The sequence below is a fragment of the Streptomyces sp. NBC_01478 genome (assembly GCF_036227225.1).
In the GTDB taxonomy this organism is placed as follows: domain Bacteria; phylum Actinomycetota; class Actinomycetes; order Streptomycetales; family Streptomycetaceae; genus Streptomyces.
The window spans coordinates 6,286,534-6,310,904 of sequence record NZ_CP109444.1; the positions used below are offsets into that span (position 1 = coordinate 6,286,534).

Sequence of the window (24,371 nt, forward strand, 5' to 3'; positions counted from 1 at the left end):
GAGACGGGGAATGGCGGCAAGCGCGGAGACCCGGCCCGGCCCCCCTTCTCTCATGTGTCCGCGCCGTCGATGGTCGGCAGGAGCGCCGCCAATTCGGTGTCGTCCGGGCGGTGGACCGCCTCGGCCGCCTTGCGCAGAACGGCGCGGTCGACCTTGTCCGCGTCCGCGATCAGATGAACCACCACGGCGTCGATGGGCACCGCGTATTCGTGGCTCGCACCTGCTTTGCGGTACCAGGCGTCGCCGTCGTGCTCACAGGTGACCCGCTTGCCCGACACCTCGCCCAGTGGCTGCTTGGGGCAGCTCTCCGCTGTCAGAGTGCCGTGACCTGCGAAGAGGCCGAACTTGGTGGCACCCTTCTCGGACCGGTACGCGGCGACGAACTCGTCGTCGTACTCGCCGACCGACGCCTGGAACACGGTGTAGCCGGAGACCTTGGTGACATAGACGAGTTCCGGCGCCACGCCCCACGTGCGCGCGGCGGCGTCGAGTTCGGCGCTGTCGGCGGCCGTCCCGCCGTTCTTGTCCGCGGCGCACCCTGTGAGGAGAACTGGCAGCAGGAAAAGGGGAAGCAGCGCACGTGGGGGTCGCATCATGCCCACACCTTTTCGCATGGACATGCCGCATGAACAACCGATTTCCGGATTCCCCCCGTCGTAGCGGAGAAGTCTCTAGAACGTGCCCAGCTTCACGATCGACAGCAGGGCGATCAGTTGGATCGCCGAGGCGCCCAGGGCCTTGGGCCAGGGGAGGTCGTGGGAGCGGCTGACCATCATCGTGAGGAGGGCGCCGGCCGCTACCCACGTGGCCCAGCCGAGGGCCTGGACGAAGGTCGCGTCGCCGCCGAAGAACATGGCGAAGATCAGGCGGGGGGCGTCGGTGAGGGACATGATCAGCATCGACAGGCCGACCGTGGGCTGCCAGGCTCCGTCGCCGCCCAGTTGGCGGGCCAGGGTATGGGTGACCACGCCCAGGACGAAGGACGACAGCACCATCGCCACGGCGGTGATCAGGACGATCGGGACCGCGTTCGCCAGGGTGGCGTTTATGGCGTCCGCGCGGGCGCCGTCGAAGCCGAAGACCGCGAGCAGGCCGTAGAGGAACGTCACGATCAGGGCGGGGCCCCACATCGTGTAGTCCCGCATCTGCAGGAAGGTCTGCTGGGGTGCGAGGACGATGCCTCTCAGCAGGTCCTTCCAGTGCAGGCGGGGGCCGACCGGGCCCGTGGGGGCCTGGGTGGAGCCCGCGCGGTACGTACCGCCCTGGGTGTACGGGTCCTCACCTACGCCGAAGGCCTGGGTGTTGCCGGGGTTGTTCGCCGCGTACGGGTCCGGGGTGCCCGGGTGGGCATACCCGCCGCCGTCGCCGAAGTACTCCGGCTCGTCGCCGTAGGCGCCGTTGCCGCCGTTCCCCTGGGACCACTGCCGGCCGCCGCCACCCGCAGGGTTTCCGTACTGCGGTTGCTGCTGCGGGTACGGCTGCGGCGCCGAGGGGTAGCCGTACGGCCGTCCCTGCGGTGCCCCCTGGGGTGCCGGGGGTGCCTGCTGCCCGTACGGAGGTTGTTGAGGGCGCGCTTGCGGTGCCCTGTTGTCCCGGCCGCCGCGTCCGATCCTGAATCCAGCCACGTCATCGAACGTACCTGGTTCCGCGCGGACACGTGTCGGGCCGGGGGTTTCGGGTGGGGCTTTGCTGCCGAGCTGTGACATCCCCTAAGGGGCGGGCATGGGGGTCACGTCCGGGGTCGGCCGACCAAGGTTGTGCCCAGGTACGGCGGGCCGGCGGGGGAGATAGCGAAGCCGCTCGGGCCGTAGGCGGTGGAGGTGGCCTTGAGGAAGGTGACCAGGCCCACCTGGTTGTTCTCGCCGTCCGACCCGATGACGAGGTCCGCCCTGCCGTCGCCCGTCGTGTCGGTGAGCAGGCTCGTGATGGGGTTGCGGCGGGCGGAAGGGGGCGGTTGCGCAAGGGAGTTGGCTCCGGGAGGGGGAGGTGAGAGGTGGGGTATGGGTGTGGGCTGGAGATGTGACGGTTCGTCATATTCCCGACCTGGTCGGCGATTTGATTGCTAGTCGGCGAACGGGGCGTCGTACTGCGGTGTGCCCGTGGTCGAGACGCCCACTGTGCTCGGGGAGATCGTGCGGGAGCCGGTAGTGGTGATCTTCGTGCCGTTGGAGGGGAGGTAGGTCACCGCGCCGTCGCCGTTGACGTCGTCGAGCTTGAATTCGGTGAACTCTGAGGCGTGGCGGGGGCTGTCTGGATGCTGGGGTTGGGAGCTGCTGTGGCCGCCAGTTCGAATGTCACCGTTGGGCCACTCGCTTCTTAGCCAGTGTCGGGCTTCCACGACCCGAGTAAAGGGCGCTCCCTGCGGTCGCGTCGGCTACGCCGATTCCGCTCCGCTCCACCCTTGACTCGGCCCGCTCCAGCCCGTTTCGGAAGCGAGCGAGCAGCCCGGAGGAATGGGGGCCCAGCCATGAGTTCCCTTGGGCGAGCTGCGTTCCCGGCCGGGATGGAGGGGGCGCGCTGGCGTCTCGCCAGCACGCCGGGCTGGCTCAGCGGCCAACCCCCGGTGGGGACTTCCGCACGAGACCACGGGCCTGCGGGACGCAGGGACGCGTTCGCGCCTCGCCTGCACGCCGGGTCGGCTCAGCGGCCAGCGGCGGGCGGGTACTTCCGCACGAGACCCCGGCCTGCGCGAGCAGGGGCGTGGTCGCGTCTCGCCTGCACATCGGATCGGTCGGCTCAGCGGCCCACGACCGGTGGACAGTGGGCGGTGGGCGGTGGGTGGGCGCTGGAGGCTGGGGGTAAAACTAACCACCGTCACGGGCTTTGACCGGTTAGGAAAGACCTCAGCTTCCAGACAGGACAGGGTCGGCGGCGGGAAGGGAGCCCCCGGGGGCGAGGGCTGTGGGGGCCGGGAAATGCCATACCTCGACCCCCGACCCTCACATTTCTACGGACCGGCGCCCCAGGCGAGAGACTCGATCGTCGAACGGGGCTCACCGCCCGCGCCCCCACCCAGCCCAGGACAGCTCAGCGCAGGACCGACCGACTGCCTCAGGCCCACCCTCCTGCCCCGGAACCTCCCTGCCGACCCGGAGTCCTCTGGCCGACCCGCCGTCTTCTTGCGGAAGTCCCCACCGGGGGTTGGCCGCTGAGCCGACGCGGCGTGCTGGCGAGGCGCCAGCGCGTCCCTGCGCCCGCAGGCCCGGGGTCTTGTAGGGAAGTCCCCACTCGCCGTTGGCCGCTGAGCCGGCCCGGCGTGCTGGCGAGACGCCAGCGCGCCCCCTCCATCCCGGCCGGGAACGCAGCTCGCCCAAGGGAACTCATGGCTGGGCCCCCATTCCTCCGGGCTGCTCGCTCGCTTCTGAAACGGGCTGGAGCGGGCCGAGTCAAGGGTGGCCCGCAGGGCCATCGCCGCAGGCGACGCGTAGCGCAGCGGAGCGCCCTTTACTCGGGTCGCGGAAGCCCGACACTGACAAAGAAGCGAGTGGCCCAACGGTCACGTACGAACGGGCGCTCAGTGTCGCTATGACGTGCAGACGTTCTTGAGTTTGGTTGCTGCCGTGTCGATTTTGCTGGAGTCGGGGTTCGTATCGCCGTTCAGGATCGACTTGTTGTAGTCGGAGATCGCCTTGTTGAGGTCGTCGACTGCCTTGTCGACTTTGCTGTCGTCCGAGTTGGCGTCGATCTTGTCGATGTTCTTGTTGATCGTGTCGATGGATTCGGCGGTCTTGGTCGGGTCCTTGGCCGCGTCGACGCCCGCGTTGTGGATCGCTTTGAGGCTGTCGGAGATCGAGTTCCAGTTCTTGAGGCAGTTCAGGGAGTTGGAGGCGTCGGAGGTGTCCGTGGGGTCGCAGGCCGTGAGGAGTCCGGTGGTCAGGGCTATGGCTGCGGCGGTCATGGTCAGGGTGGCCGTACGGCGGCGACGGTTCATGGGTGTTTCCTTCTCGGGTGAGGTTGGGGGAGAGAGGCGTTGCGGGTGATCTCGTCAGGCCCAGGGCTCTTCCACTCGCGCCTCGGCGGCCGGCGCGCGGTGGGCCGCGACCAGACCGCCCGCCGCGCCGAGGGAGACCAGGCCCATACCGGCGGCGGTCGCGATGCCCTTGATGCCGTCCATGGAGAAGTAACAGAACGCGGCCACACCGCCGTTGAAGAGGAACAGGAACCACAGCGTCGACGGCTTCGACAGGAACGCCTTGATCTTCGGCTTCTTCGCGATGCGTGAACCGGCGAGCAGGGAGACGGCGATACCGGTGTAGGTGGCGGCGTTCTTCGCCGTACCGTCCAGCACCGCCCCGGAGGCCGTGCTCGCGGCGAGGCCGCCCACGAAGAACGACCACAGCAGCAGGTTGGCGATGAACGACTTCACGGTGGCGAGCAGCGACTTCACGGGAATTCCTAGGGGAGGTAGGGGGCGTGATCTCTGCCTTCTACGATTCCGTGGAGCGCTCGCCGCCACGAGGGCCCGCTCTCCCGGATCCATGGTGTAGCGCGCTACACCATGGGGACGGAGGGCGGACGGCACGACGACGCCCCGCACCCTCTGGTGAGGGTGCGGGGCGTCGTCGTAGCGGACTGGCTGGTTGTTACTTCACCGGCTCGGGCTCTGGGGCGTTCTCCGGTTCCGCGGTGCCCGCCGGGGGTTCGTCCTCGGCGGGGGTTTTGACGGAGTCGAGGAGCAGCTGGGCGACGTCGAGGACCTGGATGGATTCCTTGGCGGTGCCGTCGTTCTTCTTGCCGTTGACGGAGTCGGTGAGCATGACGAGGCAGAAGGGGCAGGCCGTGGAGACGATGTCGGGGTTGAGGGAGAGGGCTTCGTCGACGCGTTCGTTGTTGATGCGTTTGCCGATGCGTTCTTCCATCCACATGCGGGCGCCGCCGGCGCCGCAGCAGAAGCCGCGTTCCCTGTGGCGGTGCATTTCCTCGTTGCGCAGGCCCGGGACGCTAGCGATGATCTCGCGCGGGGGTGTGTAGATCTTGTTGTGGCGGCCCAGGTAGCAGGGGTCGTGGTAGGTGATGATGCCCTCGACCGGCGTCACCGGGACCAGCCTGCCCTCGTCCACGAGGTGCTGGAGGAGCTGGGTGTGGTGGATGACCTCGTAGTCGCCGCCGAGCTGCGGGTACTCGTTGCCGATGGTGTTGAGGCAGTGCGGGCAGGTCGCGACGATCTTCTTCACCGACTTCGGCTTCGCCGAGGCCGGTACGACCTTGCCGTCGTCGTCGAGTTCCTCGCCGAACGCCGTGTTCAGGGCCATGACGTTCTCCATGCCCAGTTCCTGGAACAGCGGCTCGTTGCCCAGGCGGCGGGCGGAGTCGCCGGTGCACTTCTCGTCACCGCCCATGATCGCGAACGTGACGCCCGCGATGTGGAGGAGTTCCGCGAAGGCCTTCGTGGTCTTCTTGGCGCGGTCCTCCAGGGCGCCGGCGCAGCCGACCCAGTACAGGTACTCGACCTCGGTGAGGTCCTCGATGTCGCGGCCGACGACCGGGATGTCGAAGGAGACCTCCTTGAGCCATTCCAGGCGCTGCTTCTTCGCCAGGCCCCAGGGGTTGCCCTTCTTCTCCAGGTTCTTCAGCATCGTGCCGGCCTCGGAGGGGAACGCGGACTCGATCATCACCTGGTAGCGGCGCATGTCGACGATGTGGTCGACGTGCTCGATGTCCACCGGGCACTGCTCGACGCAGGCGCCGCAGGTGGTGCAGGACCACAGGACGTCCGGGTCGATGACCCCGTTTTCTTCGAGTGTGCCGATCAGCGGGCGTTCGGCCTCCGCGAGGGCTGCGGCGGGGACTCCGGCGAGCTGTTCCGCGGTGGCTTTCTCCTCGCCCTCCATGGACTTGCCGCCGCCCGCGAGCAGGTAGGGGGCCTTGGCGTGCGCGTGGTCCCGCAAGGACATGATCAGCAGCTTGGGGGAGAGCGGCTTGCCGGTGTTCCAGGCCGGGCACTGCGACTGGCAGCGCCCGCACTCCGTACACGTGGAGAAGTCCAGGAGGCCCTTCCAGGAGAACTGCTCGACCTGCGAGACACCGAACACGTCGTCGTCACCCGGGTCGGTGAAGTCGATCGGCCTGCCGCCCGACGTCATCGGCAGCAGCGCACCCAGGGACGTCTCGCCGGTCGCGTTGCGCTTGAACCAGATGTTCGGGAACGCCAGGAAACGGTGCCAGGCCACGCCCATGTCGGTCTTCAGGGCGACCGTGATCATCCAGATGAAGGAGGTCGCGATCTTCACGCCGGCGAAGAGGTACGTGAGGTTCTGGAGTGTGGAGACGTCCAGGTGCTCCAGGCCCGACACCACCGGGTACGAGATGAAGAAGGAGGCCTCGTAGCCGTCGACGTGGTGCTGGGCGCCCTCCAGCGCGTGCAGCATGAAGATGCAGACGCCGACGATGAGGATGACGGCCTCGACGAAGTACGCCTGGCCGAAGTTGGAGCCGGCGAAGCGGGATTTGCGGCCCGGCCTGTTCGGCTTGCTGAGCTGGCGGATCGCGATCAGGGCGAGGATGCCGAGGACCGTCATCGTGCCGATGAACTCGACGAAGACGTTGTACGGCGCCCATTCGCCGACGATCGGCAGCAGCCAGTCGGCCTGGAAGAGCTGGCCGACGGCGTTGACGATCGTCAGCAGCAGTGAGAAGAAGCCCACCGCCACGAACCAGTGCGCGACGCCGACGACACCCCAGCGGTTCATCCGGGTGTGGCCGAGGAACTCCTTGGCCACGGTGACTGTGCGCTGGACGGGCTCGTCGGTGCGGGTGCCCGCGGGCACGTTCTGGCCGAGTCGCATGAAGGTGTAGATCTGCAGGACGGCGCGGGCGAACAGCGCCACACCGACCACGATCAGAACCAGCGACACGATGATCGCGGCGAGTTGCATTTCAGGGCTCCTCGGGCCTGCGAGGGGTCAAGGCATAACCAAGAGCATGACCAAGAACATTACTAAGCGGTAACTTAATCGGTCCGACCGAGATTACCCTCATTCTCCGTCGCACTGTAGCCAGCCGTGCGGTGATCTATGTCGCTGAGGGTCGCCTTAAAAACCTGTGACGGTCCGATCGTGTTATTCGTACTGAATTGGTACATTTGCGTCTAATTTAGAACCGTGCTCTACGGGATTCTCGCCGCCACGACCGCCCTTCTCCTCGCCGCCCTCCTCGCCGCACTGCTCCGGGTGCCCGCACTGCGGGCGGGAGTTGTCGACCGCAGACGGCGGACACGGCAGGTACCGCTGCTCGGGGGACTGGCCGTCGCCCTCGCCGTCGTATCGGTGACCTGGGCGTGCGACCGGACCGGCGTCGCCCCGCTCGGCGACGGCGTCGGCGGGCTGCTCGCCGCCGGGTCCGCGGTCGCCGCGCTGGGGCTCGTCGCCGACGTCTGGCGGCTGAAGGCGCGGTTCCTGGTCTTCGGTACGGCGGTGGCGGCAGCCTGTGTCGTGCCGTACGGCGAGATCGGGGTGCCCGGCGGGCTGCTGGCGGTGGTGTGGATCGTGTGTGTCGCCGGCGCCTTCAAGGGGCTCGATCACGCCGACGGGCTCGCGGGGACCGTGGGTGTGGTCACCGCCTTCGGGATCGGGGCCTGTGCCGCGATGGAAGTGATGGACGGGCTCGCGGTGTTGTCGAGTGTGCTGGCCGCCGCGCTCACCGGGTTCCTGATGCACAACTGGCATCCCGCGCGGATCGCGCTCGGCGCCTGCGGGTCGCTGTTCACGGGGTTTCTGCTGGCCTCGGCGGCCGTGCTCACGCAGGCCGGGCGCGGGTTCGCGTCCGGTGCGGGGGTGCTGTTCGCGCTCACCGCCGTCGCCGGCGCCGATGCCGTACTGGTGCTGCTGTCGCGGCGGCTGGCCGGGCGGGCGCTGCTGCGGGGCGGGCCCGACCATCTCGCCCACCGGCTGCGGCGGTTGGGGCTCACTCCGCAGGGGGCGGTGGTGCTCGTGTCGGCCGGGGCGTTCTCCGGAGTGCTCGTCGGGGTGCTCGTGCACAACGGGTGGGCGGGCGAATCCGCCGTCATGTGGGTGGCGGGCGGGGTCCTGGTCGTCGTGTTCGGACTGCTTAAAGTCTCTGTCTACGGGGGTCGGCGTGCCGTGTCTTCGCAGGTCAGGGCTCAGTTGCGTGTAAGGAACGGATAAGAGTTGAGTCTGGGTGACTCAGCTCTGTTGACCCAGCGGTGAGTGTCGTGCACACTTGAGCCTGTTCCACTCAAGTCATTGCTGGAGGAATCAACCATGGCACGTGCGGTCGGCATCGACCTGGGCACGACTAACTCCGTCGTCAGCGTTCTTGAAGGCGGCGAGCCCACCGTCATCACCAACGCAGAGGGCGCCAGGACCACGCCGTCCGTCGTCGCCTTCGCCAAGAACGGCGAGGTGCTCGTCGGCGAGGTGGCCAAGCGCCAGGCGGTCACGAACGTAGACCGGACCATCCGCTCCGTGAAGCGTCACATGGGCACGGACTGGAAGATCGAGCTGGACGGCAAGAGCTTCAACCCGCAGCAGATGAGCGCCTTCATCCTGCAGAAGCTGAAGCGCGACGCCGAGGCGTACCTGGGCGAGAAGGTGGCCGACGCGGTCATCACCGTTCCGGCCTACTTCAACGACTCCGAGCGTCAGGCGACGAAGGAGGCCGGCGAGATCGCGGGCCTGAACGTCCTGCGTATCGTGAACGAGCCGACGGCGGCGGCGCTGGCGTACGGCCTCGACAAGGACGACCAGACGATCCTCGTCTTCGACCTCGGTGGCGGCACCTTCGACGTGTCCCTCCTGGAGATCGGCGACGGCGTCGTCGAGGTGAAGGCCACGAACGGCGACAACCACCTCGGTGGTGACGACTGGGACCAGCGGGTCGTCGACTACCTGGTGAAGCAGTTCGCCGCCGGTCACGGCGTCGACCTGGGCAAGGACAAGATGGCCCTGCAGCGTCTGCGCGAGGCTGCCGAGAAGGCCAAGATCGAGCTGTCCAGCTCCACCGAGACCTCGATCAACCTGCCCTACATCACGGCGTCCGCCGAGGGCCCGCTGCACCTGGACGAGAAGCTCACCCGCGCCCAGTTCCAGCAGCTCACGGCCGACCTGCTGGAGCGCTGCAAGACGCCGTTCCACAACGTCATCAAGGACGCCGGCATCTCCATCAACGAGATCGACCACGTCGTCCTCGTCGGTGGCTCCACCCGGATGCCCGCCGTCGCGGAGATCGTGCGCGAGCTCACCGGCGGCAAGGACGCCAACAAGGGCGTCAACCCGGACGAGGTCGTCGCCATCGGCGCGTCCCTCCAGGCCGGTGTCCTCAAGGGTGAGGTCAAGGACGTCCTGCTCCTCGACGTGACCCCGCTGTCCCTCGGTATCGAGACCAAGGGCGGCATCATGACCAAGCTGATCGAGCGGAACACGACGATCCCGACCAAGCGGTCCGAGATCTTCACCACCGCCGAGGACAACCAGCCCTCCGTGCAGATCCAGGTCTACCAGGGCGAGCGCGAGATCGCGGCGTACAACAAGAAGCTCGGGATGTTCGAGCTGACCGGTCTGCCGCCGGCCCCGCGTGGTGTCCCGCAGATCGAGGTCTCCTTCGACATCGACGCCAACGGCATCATGCATGTCACGGCCAAGGACCTCGGCACCGGCAAGGAGCAGAAGATGACCGTCACCGGCGGCTCCTCGCTGCCGAAGGACGAGGTCGACCGCATGCGCCAGGAGGCCGAGCAGTACGCGGACGAGGACCACCGTCGCCGCGAGGCCGCCGAGTCCCGCAACCAGGGCGAGCAGCTCGTCTACCAGACGGAGAAGTTCCTCAAGGACAACGAGGACAAGGTCCCCGGCGAGGTCAAGACCGAGGTCGAGGCCGCCGTCGAGGAGCTGAAGGCCGCGCTCAAGGGCGAGGACACCGCCGAGATCCGCACCGCCACCGAGAAGGTCGCCGCGGTCTCGCAGAAGGTCGGCCAGGCCATGTACGCCGACGCCCAGGCCACGCAGGCCGCGGGCGGCGACGCCCCCGGTGCCGAGGCTCCCCGGGCGGACGACGACGTGGTGGACGCCGAGATCGTGGACGACGAGCGCAAGGACGGTGCCGCGTGACGGAGGAGACCCCGGGCTTCGACGAGAAGCCCGACGTCCCCTCCGGCGCCACCCCCGACGACGCCGAGCCGCAGGCCGCCTCCCCCTCCGGTAGTGGGGAGGGGGCGGCCCCGGCAGGGGACGCAAGTGCTCAGATCGCCGGTCTGACGGCCCAGTTGGACCAGGTGCGCAAGGCGCTCGACGAGCGCACCGCGGACCTCCAGCGGCTCCAGGCCGAGTTCCAGAACTACCGCCGCCGCGTCGAGCGCGACCGGATCGCGGTCAAGGAGATCGCCGTGGCGAACCTCCTGACCGAGCTGATGCCCACGCTCGACAACATCAACCGCGCGCGGGAACACGGTGAACTCGTCGGCGGTTTCAAGTCGGTGGCGGAGTCGCTGGAGACCGCCGCGGCGAAGATGGGACTGCAGCAGTTCGGCAAGGAGGGCGAGCCCTTCGACCCGACGATCCACGAGGCCCTGATGCACTCGTACGCGCCGGACGTCACCGAGACGACCTGCGTGGCGATCCTGCAGCCCGGGTATCGCATCGGAGAGCGCACCATCCGCCCCGCGCGGGTGGCCGTCGCCGAGCCGCAGCCCGGCGCCCAGGCCGTCAAGGCCGAGGACGAGTCCGAGGCCGGCGACGAGAAGAAGGACAACGGCCCTGAGGAGGGCTGACGCAGCGAGCGCAGGAAAGGAGGGACGTCGAGGATGAGCACCAAGGACTTCATCGAGAAGGACTACTACAAGGTCCTCGGCGTCCCCAAGGACGCCACCGAGGCCGAGATCAAGAAGGCGTACCGGAAGCTCGCCCGCGAGTTCCACCCGGACGCCAACAAGGGCAACTCCAAGGCCGAGGAGCGCTTCAAGGAGATCTCCGAGGCCCACGACATCCTCGGTGACCCCAAGAAGCGCAAGGAGTACGACGAGGCCCGCGCCCTGTTCGGCAACGGCGGCTTCCGCCCGGGGCCGGGCGGCGCGGCCGGCGGCAACTTCAACTTCGACCTGGGCGACCTCTTCGGAGGCGGCGCCCAGGGCGGCGGCGGAGGTGCCGGCGGCTTCGGCGGCGGGATCGGTGACGTCTTCGGGGGCCTGTTCAACCGCGGCGGCACGGGCACGACCCGTACCCAGCCCAGGCGCGGCCAGGACATCGAGTCCGAGGTCACGCTCAGCTTCACGGAGGCCATCGAAGGGGCCACGGTCCCGCTGCGGATGTCCTCGCAGCAGCCCTGCAAGGCCTGTTCGGGCACCGGCGACAAGAACGGCACACCGCGCGTGTGCCCGACCTGCGTCGGCACCGGCCAGGTGGCGCGCGGCTCCGGCGGCGGCTTCTCGCTCACGGACCCGTGCCCGGACTGCAAGGGGCGCGGCCTGATCGCCGAGCACCCCTGCATCGAGTGCAAGGGCAGCGGGCGCGCCAAGTCGTCGCGGACCATGCAGGTCCGGATCCCCGCGGGGGTCACCGACGGCCAGCGCATCCGGCTGCGCGGCAAGGGCGCTCCGGGTGAACGGGGCGGTCCCGCGGGCGACTTGTACGTCATGGTGCACGTCGACACGCACCCCGTGTTCGGCCGCAAGGACGACAACCTCACGGTGACGGTCCCGGTGACGTTCGTCGAGGCGGCACTCGGCGGCGAGGTCAGGGTGCCCACCCTGGGCGGGCCGCCGGTGACGCTGAAGCTGCCGCCGGGCACGCCCAACGGCCGCACCATGCGGGCCCGCGGCAAGGGCGCCTTCCGCAAGGACGGCACCCGGGGTGACCTCCTTGTGACCGTCGAGGTGAGTGTCCCGAAGGACGTCACGGGGAATGCTCGTGACGCGCTGGAGGCGTATCGAGAAGCGACCGCGGGCGAGGACCCGCGGGCGGAGCTGTTCCAGGCCGCGAAGGGAGCATGAGGAGATGGACGGCCGTCGACGTAACCCTTATGAACTGACCGAAGAGACCCCGGTCTACGTCATCTCGGTGGCGGCCCAGCTCTCCGGCCTGCACCCGCAGACGCTGCGCCAGTACGACCGCCTCGGCCTGGTCTCCCCGGACCGCACGGCCGGGCGCGGCCGGCGCTACTCGGCCCGCGACATCGAACTGCTGCGCACCGTCCAGCAGTTGTCGCAGACCGAGGGCATCAACCTGGCCGGCATCAAGCGCATCATCGAGCTGGAGAACCAGGTCGTCGCGCTCCAGCAGCGCGTCGCCGAACTCCAGTCGGCGGTCGAGGGCGCGGCGGCGACGATGCAGCAGCGGGAGGCGGCGGTACACGCTTCGTACCGGCGCGACCTGGTGCCGTATCAGGAGGTCCAGCAGACGAGTGCGCTGGTGGTGTGGCGGCCGAAGCGGCAGTCCTCGGACTGACGACCGACGCGCACGCAGCCCGAAGGGGCCCGGAGGTTCACCGACCTCCGGGCCCCTTCCGTTCGTGCCTACGCGGAGGTGCCGATCCGGAACACGTGGTCGCCGACCGTCTCTGCCTCGGTGCCGTCCGTGTACACGGCGGTGACCTTGTAGAAGACGGTGGTGTCGGTGGGCGCACCGGTGTCCGAGTAGCCGTCGCCGAGCCCGACGGGAGTGTCGGTGAGCAGCGTGTAGGTGCCGGTCGAGGTGTCCCAGCGGTAGACGTTGAAGCCGGTCGCGGTGCCGTTCGGGTCGCGCTGGGCGTTGTAGTCCAGCCGGATGTCGGGACCCTGGGCGATGTCCGTCGCGTCCACGTACAGGGCACCCGAGGCGGACTCGTCCGCGTAGGTCTCCGTCGGCACGATGTCGAGCTCCGTGACCTCGACGCCGGCGGCGGAACCGAGATCCAGGGTGTTGCCGTCGTGGTCGACGGCCACGACCACGTACCGCAGCTTCTCCCCGTCGGGCAGGCTCACGTCCCGGTTCTGGGACCAGATGCTGCCGAACGGAAGGGTGTCGGTGATGTCCGTGTACGTCCAGGCGCCGTCGACGTACACACCCCGGTGGATCCGGTAGTCGGCGAAGTCCTCGGCCGGGCTGTCGTCCCAGTCGAGCCGGATGCCGTACCCCCTCGGCGTCGCGGTCAGGCCGGTCACCGCGGCGGGGGCGGTGTAGTCGCCGACATGGTCGATGGTGACCGAGTTCGAGACGGGGCCGATGTTGCCGTGCCGGTCCACGGCGCGGACCCAGTAGGTGTGCGTCGTGGAACGCTCGATCTCGGTGTCCGTGTAGGACTCTCCGGCGGTGTCGCCGGCGAGTCCGACGCCGTCCCGGTAGACGGAGAAGTACGCGATGTCGTCGTCCGCGTCCGTGCTCCAGGTCCAGTTCAGGGTGACGCCGCGTTCCCCGTCGACGGCCGTCACGTCGTCCGGGGCGTAGACCGGGGCGACGGTGTCGATGTCCTTCGACGAGTACTCGGCCGTGCCCGAGCGCGGTGAGGCGTTCCCGTGGATGTCGACGGCGGTGACGACGTAGTAGAAGGTCTCGCCGGTCGTGGGCAGGTCCTCGACGTAGGCGCTGTCGCTGATCGGAGTCGGGCCGCTCACCAGGTTGGCGGCGGTGACGGCGACGGGGTAGGCCGTCGACCGGTAGACCCGATAACCGGCCAGGTCGGACTCGGTGTTCGACCCCCAGTACAGGCGGGCCGTGGTGACATCGCCGATGGCCCAGTTGTCCTCCACGCCGGTGGGCGCGGCGGGAGCTGTCGTGTCGACGGTGGTGACACCCTGGTCGGCGCTACCGGTCGACTCGCGGCCGGCCTTGTCGTAGGCACGGACCTCGTAGTAGTAGGTGTCGCCCGTCTTCGGGAGCGCGGTACCCGTGTACGACGTGGCGGTGGTCGTCGCCAGCGGTCTGCTCCCGAAGGAGGCGTCCTTGAGGCGCCGGTAGACGTGATACCCGGCGAGGTCCATCTCCTTGTTCTTGGACCAGGTGAGCTTGGCCTTGCCGGTGGTGGTGTCGTACGTCACTGAAGCACCCGTCGGGGCCAGCGGCTTGACCTTGTCGACGGTGGCCGAAGTCCTGGGTGCGTAGGCGAACTTGACGTTGGCCTTGCCGGTCCAGTTGACGTAGTCGACGCGGAGGGTGTGTTTGCCCTTGGGGACGGTGAGGTTCACCGTCTTCTTGGCGGTGGTCGAGGTGTTCTTCCAGAGGCTGATCTTGCGGGTGCCGTCGAGGTAGACGCGGATGCCGTCCTGGGCGCTGGCGGCGAAGGAGAAGGGGCCGCCGGAGCCGAAGTCGCGGGTCACGGACCAGCGGACGGCGAAGTTGTCCTTGGGGAGGCCGGTGGCGGGGGCGCCGGTCCAGGTCTGGTCGATCGCGTTGTCGCAGTCCGTCTTCTTCGGGGTGCCCGAGAAAGTGGTGTTCGCGAAGAACTGCCGCTTGTAGACAGGGGAGTTGCAGGTCGTGGCGGCGGAGGCGCTCGCGGTCGCGCCGGCGAGCAGGCCGCCCGCGACGGAGAATACGACGGCGGTGGCCGTCGCGTGTCGGGCTCGGTTCATGCGTCTCCCAGTCGGATCGGACACGGCGACAGACGGCCGTTGACGATCACGACTCGTGAGGAACGGACTTGGTTGTGCTGATCTTTGCCCGTTCATGAACTCCCGTTGAGTGAAGGGTCCGTAAAGAGCGTTTGGATGGGATTCCTCAGCACCTCCACATACCAAACGGAACGTGCTGTTGCCATCTCGTTAAGCGGTTCCGCTTGACGCCGGTGGTCGCAGCCGCGTTGGCTTTTCAGTCACCTGGGTTGCAATGCTGCACCCTCGTCCGGACGGCACCAGAAGTGAGCACCCCAATGCGTCGTATCGCCATATCCGTGGCCGCGTCCTCGCTGGCCCTCCCGCTGGCCGCCTGTGGCGTGCTCAACTCCTCAGGGAGCAGCGCGGAGGAGACTCCGGCCAAGGGCAACGACATCACGGTGGGCGTACTGATGCCCGAGAAGACGAACACGCGGTACGCGGAGTTCGACTTCCCGATCATGAAGGCGAAGATCCAGGAACTCACCGCGAACAAGGGCAAGGCCGAGTACGAGAACGCCGGCGGCGTCGCGGCCACGCAGGACAGGCAGATGCAGAAGATGATCGACGAGAAGGTCGACATCATCGTGCTCGACGCCGTCGACTCGCACGCCATCCGGACCATGGTGAAGAAGGCCAAGACCGCAGGCATCCCGGTCATCGCCTACGACCGGTTGGCCGAGGGGCCGATCGACGCGTACGTCTCCTTCGACGGCGAGCTGGTCGGCGAGGTGCAGGGCCGCTCCCTGGTCGAGGCGCTGGGCGGCAACGTGGACACCTCCGACAAGATCGTCATGATCAACGGCTCGCCGACCGACCCCAATGCCGCGGTGTTCAAGGGCGGGGCGCTGTCCGAGCTACAGGGCAAGGTGACGATCGCCGAGAGCTACAACACCAAGGCCTGGGACCCGGACATCGCCCAGAAGGAGATGACCGAGGCGATCGGCAAGCTGGGCAAGAACAACATCGCCGCGGTGTACTCCGCCAACGACGCCATGGCCGGCGGCATCATCAAGGCCCTGAAGGCGTCGGGCCTGACGAAGATCCCGCCCGTCACCGGCCAGGACGCCGAACTCACCGCCGTGCAGCGGATCGTCACCGGCGAGCAGTACATGAGCGTCTACAAGCCGTACCCCGACCTCGCCGAGGCCGCCGCGAAGATGGCGGTGTCCCTGATCCAGGGCCACGACATCGAGTTCGACGCCCTCACCCGCGACACGGTCGACAGCCCCACGAACAAGAAGATCCCGGCCCAGCTGGTGTCCGTGGTCGCGCTGACGAAGGACAACATCAAATCGACGGTGGTCGCGGACGGGATCTACAAGATCTCCGACATCTGCACGGCCGCGTTCAAGTCGGACTGCGAGGCGGCCGGGCTGAAGTAGGGCCGGTTCACCCGCCGGCCTCGATGGCGTGGAGCCGGGTGTCGTCGCTGCCCACGTACAGCACTCCACCCACGACGACGGGCGAGGAGACCACGGGACCGCCGGTCGGGAAGCGCCAGCGCTCCCGGCCGGTGACGGTGTCCACGGCGTAGACGAAGCCGTCGTCGCTGCCGAAGTGGACGGTGGCGCCGGTGACGGCCGGGGTGGTGCGGACCGGGCCCGTGGTGGTGAAGCGCCACTTGACCTCGCCGGTGGCCGCGTCGAGGGCGTACAGGCGCTCGTCGTCGTTCCCCGCGTAGACCGTGCCGTTCGCGACCGTGGGGGCGGCCTGGATGGCGCTGCCGGTGTCGTGGCGCCACTTCCGCTGCCCGTCCGACGTGTCGAGGGCGTGCACCTCGCCGCGCCGGTTGCCGACGTAGAGGTGGCCGTCCGACAGGGCCGAGGCGCCGGAGACGGGGCTGTCGACGAGGCGAGTGCCCCACTTCCGCCGCTGGGCGTACGCGTCGATGGCGTACACGCGGTTGCCCGTGTTGCCGACGATCGCCAGCGGACCGTCCATGACCACCCAGCGATGCGGTGTCATGCCCACGGCGTATCCCCAGTGCTTGGTTCCTGTTTCGGCGTCCAGCACGTACAACGTGCCGCTGCTCCCGACGCACACCCGGTCGCCGACGACTCCCACCGTCGCGGACGTGTCGGCCCGCCGCTCGCCGAAGTCCCAGCGCTCCTCTCCGGTGCCCGTGTCGGTCGCGTACAGGGACCGGCCGGCGGTGGCGTACACGAGCTCGCCGCGGACGGCCGGGGTCGACCGCACGGGTCCTGCGTTGAGCGCGCGGCTCCACCTCCGCTGTCCGGTGGCGGCGTCCACGGCGTGCAGGGAGCCGCCGTCGCCGCCCACGTACACCACACCGTCCACCACGGTCGGCGTGGACCGGACACAGTTGTCGGTCTGGAAGCTCCACAACGCGGTGCCGGGCGCCGGGCGTGCGGGTGCGGGCGGGGGAACGGCCTTGACGGGCACGGCAGTTGGGTCGGCTGATGGCGGAACGGCCTTGATGGGGGCGGGCGTTGGGGCGGATACCGGCGGCGGTACCGGGGCGGCGGCCGGCGGTACCGGGGCGGCCTCGGCGACGGGCCGGTCCCCGAGGTGGGAGGCCGCCGCCCCCGACACGCTGCGGCTGTCGTCCTCCGTCAGGTGCCGGAGTTCCTCCTCCGCGAGGCCGCGTACCGTCTCGTTGCCGGTGCGGTACAGGTGCGCGAGGGACTCCACCGCGCCGAGCCGGTCCGTCGCGATCGGGCTGCGCAGGGCGTGCCGAAGATGGGAGGGCAGCGCCCAGTTGACGTTCCGGGCGATGACGATCCGGCCCTCGACGTCGTCCTGTTTCTTGGGCCGTTGCCGCGGCATCTCGTCGACGACCCGGTCGTGGACGTACGCGTACAGCTCGTCGAGGGTGATGTCCCCGTCGCCGTCGAGGTCGGCGCCGCCGTCGCGCAGGCCCAGCACCAGATGGCGGGTGAAGACGGACTGCGGGGCGCTGCCGCTGACCTGGTCGCCCTCGAAGGAGTACTGGGTGGCGTCGGAGGCGGTGAGCACCGTACGGCCGCGCCCCTGGAACCGTTGCAGGGTGTGCACGTCGGCGTCGCCCTTGGTGAGCCGGGCGGCGGCCGGGAAGGCGCCGCTGTAGCAGCAGTCGAGGATCAGCACCTGGCGGCGCGACAGGCAGCCGCTCATGGCCCGGTCGATCTGTTCGGCGGGCAGTGAGGTGAACAGGAGGTTGTCGCGGCGGGTGTTGGCCGCGGCGAGGTGGAGCCGGCCCTCGTCGTCCTTGAGGCCGTGGCCGGTGAAGTACAGCAGGATGAGGTCGTCGTGGCGGCGGTCGTGGAAGAACGCGCCGACCGCCTCGCCGATGCGGTGGTGGGGTTCGTTGACGAGGATCGTGACGTCGAACCCGGCGATGTCCGGGTCGCGCAGCACCTCGGCGAGCGCCTCCGCGTCGTGGGCGGGCGCGGTCAGCCGGCGCAACCCCTCGTCCTCGTAGGTGTAGTTGGCGATCAGGAGGGCCAGTCTGCGTTCCACGGCTACTCGGCACCCGATCCGTGCCGGCGGACGAACGCGTCGACCAGTTCCCGGCGTTCGTCGGCGGACGCCCGCTCCAGTTCGATGGTGTCGCCGTCGATCGTGACCGAGACGCGGTGCCGGGCGGACTGCCGGCCGAGCCAGTCCCGCAGGGTCTCGACGAGCGCGGGCAGCACCCCGCCCGAGGCGCTGAGCGCCAGCACCACGGCGCCCACCGTCACCGGGTCGACGGCCTTCGCCCCCTCGGGCGGCACGTCGCTGGACACCGACGCCTGCACCCGCAGCGCGTCGATGTCGAGACCCCGCAGCTCGGCCCGGACCCTGGACACGAACCGCTCGTTCTCCTCGCGGTCCGTGTCACCGTCCGGGGCCAGTCCCAGCAGCACGTCCATGGCACACCTTCCCCGTAACTCCCAGTGTGGTGAGCCATGATGCCTGCCCGGTGATTTTCCGGGAAGTCGATGTACCTCGCCGGGTCTCAGCCAGGGGACTTGAGGTGCCTCAGGAGGGCGGCGAGCCCTTCGGGCGCGGCGGCCAGGATGACGTCCGGGGCGTCGCTCTCGCGGAGGCGGATCGTTCCGTCGGGGGTGGGGGCGACGTAGAGGCAATTGCCCTCGGGGCCGCCGCTGTACGACGACTTCTGCCAGTGCAGTTCGGGCATCCGTGCCTCCTCAGAGGGTGTAGAGCACATGCTGGATGAGGGCCAGCGAGTCCTTCACCGAGTGTGTTTCGGGGGCCAACGATACGTCGACAGGTGCGAGGGCGTTTTTTACGATTCGGGCGAACAGGGAGTCGTACTCCTCAAGTTGGTGCGACTGCACCAAGTAGTGCGAGCCCAGGAGCTGTTCGACCACGACGGTGCCCAACTTCGGGTTCGCGGGGACGACGTGTGCGAAGTTGCCTGTAAGGGCGGCGTTCGCCTGAGCGGTGAACGGATAGACCTGAATGGTCACGTTGGGCAGGCGCGCCAGTTCGATCAGGTGCAGCAACTGCTCCCGGGCGACCTCGGCGCCTCCGAATCGCATGTGCAGCGCAGCTTCGTGGATGACGGCGTGCACGGACGGCGGGCTGTCGCGCGTCAGGATGTTCTGCCGTTCCATGCGGAACCTCAGCCCTTCCTCGATGTTCGCGAAGCCGAGGTCGGAGCTGGTGAAGATGGAGCGGGTGTAGTCCTCGGTCTGGAAGAGCCCAGGGATGAACAGTGGCTCGTGCGTCCTGATGGCCACGGCCGCTGATTCGAGTTCGGCCAGGTTCAGGGAGTGGGGCCCCATGTGCTTCCTGAACGCACTCCACCAGCCTCTGCCGTTGGACTCGGACATGGCGACCAGCGCCTCGATATAGGGCTCCTCCGGGCAACCGTATACGCGGCTCAGGTCGAGCAGTCGCTCGGTGAGGACCGAGGTCCGGCCGGCCTCGATGTGGCCCAGTTGTCCGCGCGTCATGCCGATCCGCTCGGCGGCTTCACTGGTGGTCAACCCGGCCTGTTCGCGCAGTTGTTTGAGCTCGATGCCGAGTCGGTGCTGTCGTTCGCTGATGTTGGTGCGCAGTCCCACGGGTTCTCCTCGTCGATCGCTCCAAAGTCTGCCCCGCGTGGGGGAGTTAGTCCACCGGATCTCCCGAATAGGTTGCTCGCGAGAACCCTTTATGGCTACCTTGTGTGTGGCGCCGATAACACTGCGGAGCCGCTCAACTCCCCCTGCCCATAAGCCGACAGAGCACCCGCGCCCCGAGGGCGACGCCATCGCCAGGTCCGACCACCCCTCACCCCAAGGAGCCGCTCCCCGTGGACCCAGCCCGCCGAGCCCCTCACCGGCCCGCCCAACTGACCCACGACTACAGCCTGTTCGCCCCCGCCGACGCCACCGCACCCCGCGTCTGTCGTGACTTCGTGCGCGCCGTCCTCTTCACCCACGACCGCGAACCCCTCGTCATGCCGGCGGCCCTGTGCACCTCGGAACTCGTCACCAACGTCCACCTGCACACGAAGGGCTCCGCGATGATCCGCCTCCGCCTCACCCCGGCCCGCTTCCGGGTCAGCGTCTTCGACGAGAGTCCCGACCCGCCTGTTGTCACGCATCCCGCGGCCGGGGCGATCGCCTGCTGGGGGAGGGGTCTCACGCTCGTCGCGGAGATGGCGGACACGTGGGGCGTCGCGGACGAGAGGGCGGGGCGGTTCGCGAAGGGGGTGTGGTTCGAGCTGGGTGGGGACCGTGGATCGTTCCGCCTCCACTCGAACGGGTGAAGCGGGTTTATTACCCCTGGTCAGCCCTATTGCCGTACCTACCGTGATCGCGTCGCTTGTGCCCCGAGGGACGCCAAGCCCACACTTGAGGAGGTGATGCCGCCATGACCGCTCTTGCGCACGAGAGGCCCGAGACCATGACTGAGACCAGGACCGAGTCCGTGTCCCTGTCGGAGAACGGACCCGAGCTGGACGAGGTCCTGTGGCAGGCATGGAAAGCCATGGAACTCCCCGAGGGCTACCACGCTGAAATCATCGAGGGAGCCATCGAGGTGTCGCCCACTGGTCGTCTGTCCCACGCGCAGATCATCAATCGTCTGCGTCGGGCGCTGGACAGGTTTCTGGAAGACGGCGAGTACGCCTGCCATCAGGACGCCAACGTCATCCACAAACGCAAGGGATGGATCCCTGACGCCTTTGTCGCCCCCGAAGACCTTGACCCGTACGCAGATGAAGACGGCCTGGGGGTAGAGGCCAAGGCGCTTCACCTCGTCGTCGAAGTCGTCAGTCCGGGCAAACGCAACCAGGACCGAGACCGCATCCGCAAGCGCCGCGAATACGCCCGCGCCGGCATCCCCATGTACGTCCTCATCGACGACTACGACGGCCAGGGCGCCGTAACCCTCTTCACCGGCCCCCGCCCCGACAAGGCCGACTGGGAGGACATCCACCGCGTCCCCTACGGCACGGAGGTCGAGATCCCGGACGGCCCCGCCAAGGGCTTCGTGATCGGCGAGGCGATCACCGGCCCGAAGCGGGGCTGAGACGGGGCACGACCCCGGCATGACCCCGGGGGCTATGCCACCCGCGTGAACTCCACCGTCACCTCGGGCGGCCCGCCCGCCACTCCCCGGTAGATCCCCTTGTGCGGGGTCACGTCGTCGTAGTCCCGGCCCCGGCCGACCACCACGTGGGACTCGTCGGGGCGGGTGCGGTTGGTCGGGTCGTAGCCGCACCAGTCGTCCGCCCAGTACTCGATCCAGGCGTGGCTCTGGCCGGCCACCGGGCGGTGCAGCTCCGCTTCGCGCTCGGGGTGGAGATAACCGGAGACGTAGCGCGTCGGCAGACCGAGGCCCCGCAGCAGGGCGATGGTGACGTGCGCTATGTCCTGGCAGACGCCGGCGCCCTGTTCCCAGGCCTCGGTGGCGGAGGTGTTCACGCCGGTGACGCCGGGGAGGTACGCCACCCGGTCGGCGACGAGCGCGGAGACCGCCACGGCCGTCTCGTGCGGATCGAGTCCTACGGCCGCCTTGCGCGCCTTCTTCAGCAGCTTGGGCGGGACCGTCGTACGGACCGTGGGGCCGATGAACTCCAACAGGCGGGAGTTCGTGGTGCGTTCGGTGATCTCCTGCCAGGTGGGGGAGGGGCCGAGCAGCTCCGGCGGGGAGGTCTCGACCAGGCTCGACGCGGTGATCGTGAGGTCCGCGTGCGGGTCCATCAGGTCGAAGCCGGTGACCTGGGTGCCCCAGTAGTCCCAGTACGACCAGGTGGGTGTCGTGGGGTTCACCGTGACGCGCGCGTCCAGTGTCGTCTGGCCGAGGAGCGTCAGCGGGGTCATCCTCACCTCGTTGTGGGAGGACACCGCCGCCTGGGCGTACGACACGCGCGTGGTGTGGCGGATGCGAAGCCTACGGGTCATCTCAGGCTCCTTCCTGGGCCCACTCGACGGGGCCCTGGTACGGGAAGAACAACTCCGCGACCGCCTCCGCCGAGTCCATGCAGGCGTGCTGCAAGTCCTTGAGGAGGGCGGGCAGTTGTTCTTCCAAGGCGTGCGAGTCCAGATATTCGAGGCGGGTGCGGAGCCGGCCGATGGGGCGGCGCGCGGGGTCCTGGCGCTGCCGGCCCAGCGCCGTGAGGCACTCCTCGGCCGTCGTCAGCGCGTGCAGCGCCGAGCGCGGGAAGTCCCGGTCCAGGAGCAGGAATTCGGCCACGCGAGGGGTGTCGCCGAAACCGCCGTACACGCGCGCGTACGCCTCGTCGGCACCGCTCGCGCTGAGCAGCGTCGTCCAGTCGGGCGCGTGCGCCGCGTCCAACACCCGTACCGACAGCAGTCGTACGGTCATGTCCACCCGCTCCAGGCTGCGGCCCAGGACGACGAAACGCCAACTGTCGTCACGGCTCATCGTGGAGTCCGCGAGGCCGAAGAACAACGCGGCGCGTCTGCGCACGAGTTCGAGGTAGGCGTAGGGGCCGGTACGGCGGGCCGCGAGGCGTTGGTCGGCCAGGGCGTGCCAGGTGGAGTTGAGGCACTCCCACATCTCCGAGGAGACGGCCTCCCGGGCGCTGCGGGCGTTGAGGCGGGCGGCGCCGAGCGCGCCCTCGATGGAACAGGTCGAGCGGGCGTCGAACGCGAGCTGGTCCAACACCTGCTGCATGTCCACGCGTTCACCGCCCGCGTCGACGCCGAGGATCGCGTACAGGGACCGGCAGGCCACGTCCTCGTCGCGCCAGGGGTCCTCCAGCATGCGGTGGAGATAGGCGTCGAGGATGCGTCCGGTGGTGTCGGCGCGCTCGACGTAACGGCCCGTCCACGTCAGGGCCTCGGCTATCCGGGAGAGGATCACGTCGTTCACTGCTGCTGCGCCCCTTCCTGTACGACCGTGGGGTTGCCGTCGGGGCCGTGCTGGCGGGGTGCCACCTCGGGCAGTCCGCCGTTCGGGGTCAGTGGCTCGGGGTGCTCGGCGGGTCCCTCGGCGAGCACCCAGGTGTCCTTGGAGCCGCCGCCCTGGCTGGAGTTGACGATCAGGTTGCCCTCCTGGAGGGCGACGCGGGTGAGGCCGCCGGGCAGCACCCAGACGTCGGTGCCGTCGTTCACGGCGAACGGGCGCAGGTCGATGTGGCGCGGTGCCATGCGTTCACCCGCGAGGGTGGGGGAGGTGGACAGGGCGACGGGGCGCTGGGCGATCCAGCCGCGCGGGTCGGCGGCGACGGCTTTGCGAGTGCGTTCGAGGGTCTTCGTGTCCGCCTTGGGGCCGATGACGATGCCCTGGCCGCCCGCGCCGTCGACCGGCTTGATGACCAGGTGCTCGATCTGGTCGAGGACCGCCTCCAACTGGCCGGGCTCGTCAGGGCGGTACGACTCCACGTTGGGGAGAATCGGTTCCTCTGAGAGGTAGTAGCGGATGAGGTCGGGGACGTAGGTGTAGAGGAGCTTGTCGTCCGCGATGCCGTTGCCTACCGCGTTCGCGAGTGTGACGTTCCCGGCCTGCGCGGCGTTCATGATGCCCGGGCAGCCGATCACCGAGTCGGGGCGGAAGTGCAGCGGGTCGAGGAAGTCGTCGTCGAGCCGCCGGTATACGACATGGACGGGCACCTCGCCGCGGGTGGTGCGCATCCACACCCGGTTGTTGCGGCAGGTGAGGTCGTGCCCGACCACCAACTGCACGCCCATCAGCCGGGCGAGCAGGGCGTGTTCGAAGTAGGCGGCGTTCCCCGGTCCCGGGGTGAGGACCACGACCCGGGGGTCCTGCGTCCCGGCGGGCGCGGCGGCGCGCAGCGCGGCCAGCAGCCGCCCCGCGTACCCGTCGACGGGGACCACGTGCTGCTCGGCGAAGAGGGAGGGGAAGATCCGCGTCATGGCCCGGCGGTTCTCGATGACGTACGACACCCCGCTGGGGACCCGCACGTTGTCCTCCAGCACCCGAAGGTCCCCGGCCTCGTCCCGGACGAGGTCGATGCCGGCGACGTGGATGCGGACCCCGCCCGGTGGTTCGACGCCCTGCGCGGCCCGATGGAAATGAGCCGAGTTGAGGAGCAGCCGCCAGGGCACGACCCCGTCCTCGAAGGCGCGGCAGTGGGAGTAGGCGTCGGAGAGGTAGGCCTCGAGTGCTCTTACCCGCTGGGCCACTCCGCGCTGGATGAGATCCCACTCCAGCGCGTCGATGATCCGCGGCACCAGGTCCAGTGGCCAGGGCCGTTCCTCGCCCGCGAAGGCGTAGGTCACCCCGCGGTCGGTGAACGCGCGGGCCATCTGGTCCGCGCGGAAGCGCAGTTCACTCGGCTCGATCGGTTGGAGTGCCGCCAGTACCGGCTCGTAGGCGGTTCTGACCTCACCCGGCCGCACAAACATCTCGTCCCACGCATCGGCCAATGCGTATGCGTCAAATATGTCCGCCATGAGGGGACGTTAAGTGCGGTACGTAACACGGCGATCTC

At 68.8% G+C, this 24,371-nt stretch carries 23 protein-coding genes; 8 read left to right on the forward strand and 15 right to left on the reverse strand.

Annotated elements, in window-relative coordinates; translation table 11 throughout:
• Positions 1 to 50: 50 nt before the first annotated feature.
• The 7 genes from OG223_RS28510 to OG223_RS28540 form a co-directional block, all read right to left on the reverse strand.
• Positions 51 to 596 carry a hypothetical protein gene (locus tag OG223_RS28510; RefSeq protein ID WP_329254509.1) on the reverse strand — a complete coding sequence of 182 codons (546 nt, stop codon included), beginning with the start codon at positions 594 to 596 and terminating at the stop codon, positions 51 to 53.
• A gap of 75 nt (positions 597 to 671) precedes the next feature.
• Positions 672 to 1,706 carry a Yip1 family protein gene (locus tag OG223_RS28515; RefSeq protein WP_329254511.1) on the reverse strand — a complete coding sequence of 345 codons (1,035 nt, stop codon included), beginning with the start codon at positions 1,704 to 1,706 and terminating at the stop codon, positions 672 to 674.
• 23 nt (positions 1,707 to 1,729) lie between these two features.
• Positions 1,730 to 2,002, reverse strand: a complete 273-nt coding sequence (locus OG223_RS28520) for an FG-GAP repeat domain-containing protein (protein WP_329265527.1) — start codon at positions 2,000 to 2,002, stop codon at positions 1,730 to 1,732.
• Positions 2,003 to 2,062: 60 nt separating this feature from the next.
• A complete protein-coding gene (locus OG223_RS28525) occupies positions 2,063 to 2,338 on the reverse strand; it encodes a hypothetical protein (RefSeq protein WP_329265932.1) in 276 nt (91 codons plus the stop codon).
• A 1,185-nt stretch (positions 2,339 to 3,523) separates the two neighbouring features.
• The gene (locus OG223_RS28530) at positions 3,524 to 3,931 is read right to left on the reverse strand and encodes a hypothetical protein (RefSeq protein ID WP_329254514.1); all 408 of its coding nucleotides are present in this window, start codon (positions 3,929 to 3,931) and stop codon (positions 3,524 to 3,526) included.
• 54 nt (positions 3,932 to 3,985) lie between these two features.
• On the reverse strand, positions 3,986 to 4,387 hold the full coding sequence (locus OG223_RS28535; protein ID WP_329254517.1) for a hypothetical protein: 402 nt from the start codon (positions 4,385 to 4,387) through the stop codon (positions 3,986 to 3,988).
• A gap of 196 nt (positions 4,388 to 4,583) precedes the next feature.
• Positions 4,584 to 6,875, reverse strand: coding sequence for a (Fe-S)-binding protein (locus tag OG223_RS28540; protein WP_329254520.1), 2,292 nt, complete (start codon positions 6,873 to 6,875; stop codon positions 4,584 to 4,586).
• 225 nt (positions 6,876 to 7,100) lie between these two features.
• Between OG223_RS28540 and OG223_RS28545 the strand changes: the two genes are divergently transcribed.
• From OG223_RS28545 to OG223_RS28565, 5 genes are all read left to right on the forward strand, one after another.
• Positions 7,101 to 8,123, forward strand: a complete 1,023-nt coding sequence (locus tag OG223_RS28545; protein ID WP_329254523.1) for an MraY family glycosyltransferase — start codon at positions 7,101 to 7,103, stop codon at positions 8,121 to 8,123.
• A gap of 96 nt (positions 8,124 to 8,219) precedes the next feature.
• Positions 8,220 to 10,064, forward strand: coding sequence for a molecular chaperone DnaK (gene dnaK / locus OG223_RS28550; protein WP_329254526.1), 1,845 nt, complete (start codon positions 8,220 to 8,222; stop codon positions 10,062 to 10,064).
• Positions 10,061 to 10,723 (forward strand): nucleotide exchange factor GrpE, encoded by a 663-nt coding sequence (grpE, locus tag OG223_RS28555; protein ID WP_329254529.1) that lies wholly within the window; start codon positions 10,061 to 10,063, stop codon positions 10,721 to 10,723. The genes dnaK and grpE overlap by 4 nt, the downstream gene beginning before the upstream one ends.
• A 33-nt stretch (positions 10,724 to 10,756) precedes the next feature.
• Positions 10,757 to 11,941 carry a molecular chaperone DnaJ gene (gene dnaJ / locus OG223_RS28560; protein WP_329254532.1) on the forward strand — a complete coding sequence of 395 codons (1,185 nt, stop codon included), beginning with the start codon at positions 10,757 to 10,759 and terminating at the stop codon, positions 11,939 to 11,941.
• Between the two features lie 4 nt (positions 11,942 to 11,945).
• The gene (locus OG223_RS28565; protein ID WP_329254535.1) at positions 11,946 to 12,395 is read left to right on the forward strand and encodes a heat shock protein transcriptional repressor HspR; all 450 of its coding nucleotides are present in this window, start codon (positions 11,946 to 11,948) and stop codon (positions 12,393 to 12,395) included.
• Positions 12,396 to 12,463: 68 nt separating this feature from the next.
• On the opposite strand, the gene OG223_RS28570 is transcribed toward OG223_RS28565, so the two are convergent.
• A complete protein-coding gene (locus tag OG223_RS28570; protein ID WP_329254538.1) occupies positions 12,464 to 14,494 on the reverse strand; it encodes a PA14 domain-containing protein in 2,031 nt (676 codons plus the stop codon).
• 296 nt (positions 14,495 to 14,790) lie between these two features.
• Between OG223_RS28570 and OG223_RS28575 the strand changes: the two genes are divergently transcribed.
• On the forward strand, positions 14,791 to 15,897 hold the full coding sequence (locus OG223_RS28575) for a sugar ABC transporter substrate-binding protein (RefSeq protein ID WP_329254541.1): 1,107 nt from the start codon (positions 14,791 to 14,793) through the stop codon (positions 15,895 to 15,897).
• Positions 15,898 to 15,904: 7 nt separating this feature from the next.
• Here the strand turns inward: OG223_RS28575 and OG223_RS28580 are convergent, their stop codons facing one another.
• The 4 genes from OG223_RS28580 to OG223_RS28595 form a co-directional block, all read right to left on the reverse strand.
• Positions 15,905 to 17,974, reverse strand: a complete 2,070-nt coding sequence (locus OG223_RS28580; protein ID WP_329254544.1) for a caspase, EACC1-associated type — start codon at positions 17,972 to 17,974, stop codon at positions 15,905 to 15,907.
• Between the two features lie 2 nt (positions 17,975 to 17,976).
• Positions 17,977 to 18,366 carry an effector-associated constant component EACC1 gene (locus OG223_RS28585; RefSeq protein WP_329254547.1) on the reverse strand — a complete coding sequence of 130 codons (390 nt, stop codon included), beginning with the start codon at positions 18,364 to 18,366 and terminating at the stop codon, positions 17,977 to 17,979.
• Positions 18,367 to 18,452: 86 nt separating this feature from the next.
• Positions 18,453 to 18,635, reverse strand: coding sequence for a DUF397 domain-containing protein (locus tag OG223_RS28590; RefSeq protein ID WP_329254550.1), 183 nt, complete (start codon positions 18,633 to 18,635; stop codon positions 18,453 to 18,455).
• A gap of 10 nt (positions 18,636 to 18,645) precedes the next feature.
• A complete protein-coding gene (locus tag OG223_RS28595) occupies positions 18,646 to 19,527 on the reverse strand; it encodes a helix-turn-helix domain-containing protein (RefSeq protein WP_329254553.1) in 882 nt (293 codons plus the stop codon).
• Positions 19,528 to 19,757: 230 nt separating this feature from the next.
• Between OG223_RS28595 and OG223_RS28600 the strand changes: the two genes are divergently transcribed.
• Both OG223_RS28600 and OG223_RS28605 read left to right on the forward strand, forming a co-directional pair.
• Positions 19,758 to 20,216: an ATP-binding protein gene (locus OG223_RS28600; RefSeq protein WP_329254555.1), complete on the forward strand. Its 459-nt coding sequence runs from the start codon at positions 19,758 to 19,760 to the stop codon at positions 20,214 to 20,216.
• A 137-nt stretch (positions 20,217 to 20,353) separates the two neighbouring features.
• Positions 20,354 to 20,980, forward strand: coding sequence for a Uma2 family endonuclease (locus OG223_RS28605; RefSeq protein WP_329254559.1), 627 nt, complete (start codon positions 20,354 to 20,356; stop codon positions 20,978 to 20,980).
• 32 nt (positions 20,981 to 21,012) lie between these two features.
• Here the strand turns inward: OG223_RS28605 and OG223_RS28610 are convergent, their stop codons facing one another.
• The 3 genes from OG223_RS28610 to OG223_RS28620 are packed head-to-tail and all read right to left on the reverse strand — an operon-like array spanning position 21,013 to position 24,333.
• A complete protein-coding gene (locus OG223_RS28610) occupies positions 21,013 to 21,855 on the reverse strand; it encodes a transglutaminase family protein (protein ID WP_329254562.1) in 843 nt (280 codons plus the stop codon).
• 1 nt (position 21,856) lies between these two features.
• Entirely contained in the window at positions 21,857 to 22,789 is a 933-nt protein-coding gene (locus tag OG223_RS28615; RefSeq protein ID WP_317882845.1) for an alpha-E domain-containing protein, read from the reverse strand.
• Positions 22,786 to 24,333: a circularly permuted type 2 ATP-grasp protein gene (locus OG223_RS28620; RefSeq protein ID WP_329254568.1), complete on the reverse strand. Its 1,548-nt coding sequence runs from the start codon at positions 24,331 to 24,333 to the stop codon at positions 22,786 to 22,788. Before OG223_RS28620 ends, OG223_RS28615 begins: the two co-directional genes overlap by 4 nt.
• Between the last annotated feature and the right edge of the window lie 38 nt (positions 24,334 to 24,371).

Coding starts and splice junctions, on each gene's coding strand:
- OG223_RS28510 (WP_329254509.1), bottom strand. CDS start 596: ATGATGCGACCCCCACGTGCGCTGCTTCCCCTTTTCCTGCTGCCAGTT.
- OG223_RS28515 (WP_329254511.1), bottom strand. CDS start 1,706: ATGTCACAGCTCGGCAGCAAAGCCCCACCCGAAACCCCCGGCCCGACA.
- OG223_RS28530 (WP_329254514.1), bottom strand. CDS start 3,931: ATGAACCGTCGCCGCCGTACGGCCACCCTGACCATGACCGCCGCAGCC.
- OG223_RS28540 (WP_329254520.1), bottom strand. CDS start 6,875: ATGCAACTCGCCGCGATCATCGTGTCGCTGGTTCTGATCGTGGTCGGT.
- dnaK (WP_329254526.1), top strand. CDS start 8,220: ATGGCACGTGCGGTCGGCATCGACCTGGGCACGACTAACTCCGTCGTC.
- dnaJ (WP_329254532.1), top strand. CDS start 10,757: ATGAGCACCAAGGACTTCATCGAGAAGGACTACTACAAGGTCCTCGGC.
- OG223_RS28565 (WP_329254535.1), top strand. CDS start 11,946: ATGGACGGCCGTCGACGTAACCCTTATGAACTGACCGAAGAGACCCCG.
- OG223_RS28570 (WP_329254538.1), bottom strand. CDS start 14,494: ATGAACCGAGCCCGACACGCGACGGCCACCGCCGTCGTATTCTCCGTC.
- OG223_RS28575 (WP_329254541.1), top strand. CDS start 14,791: ATGCGTCGTATCGCCATATCCGTGGCCGCGTCCTCGCTGGCCCTCCCG.
- OG223_RS28585 (WP_329254547.1), bottom strand. CDS start 18,366: ATGGACGTGCTGCTGGGACTGGCCCCGGACGGTGACACGGACCGCGAG.
- OG223_RS28590 (WP_329254550.1), bottom strand. CDS start 18,635: ATGCCCGAACTGCACTGGCAGAAGTCGTCGTACAGCGGCGGCCCCGAG.
- OG223_RS28605 (WP_329254559.1), top strand. CDS start 20,354: ATGACTGAGACCAGGACCGAGTCCGTGTCCCTGTCGGAGAACGGACCC.
- OG223_RS28610 (WP_329254562.1), bottom strand. CDS start 21,855: ATGACCCGTAGGCTTCGCATCCGCCACACCACGCGCGTGTCGTACGCC.
- OG223_RS28620 (WP_329254568.1), bottom strand. CDS start 24,333: ATGGCGGACATATTTGACGCATACGCATTGGCCGATGCGTGGGACGAG.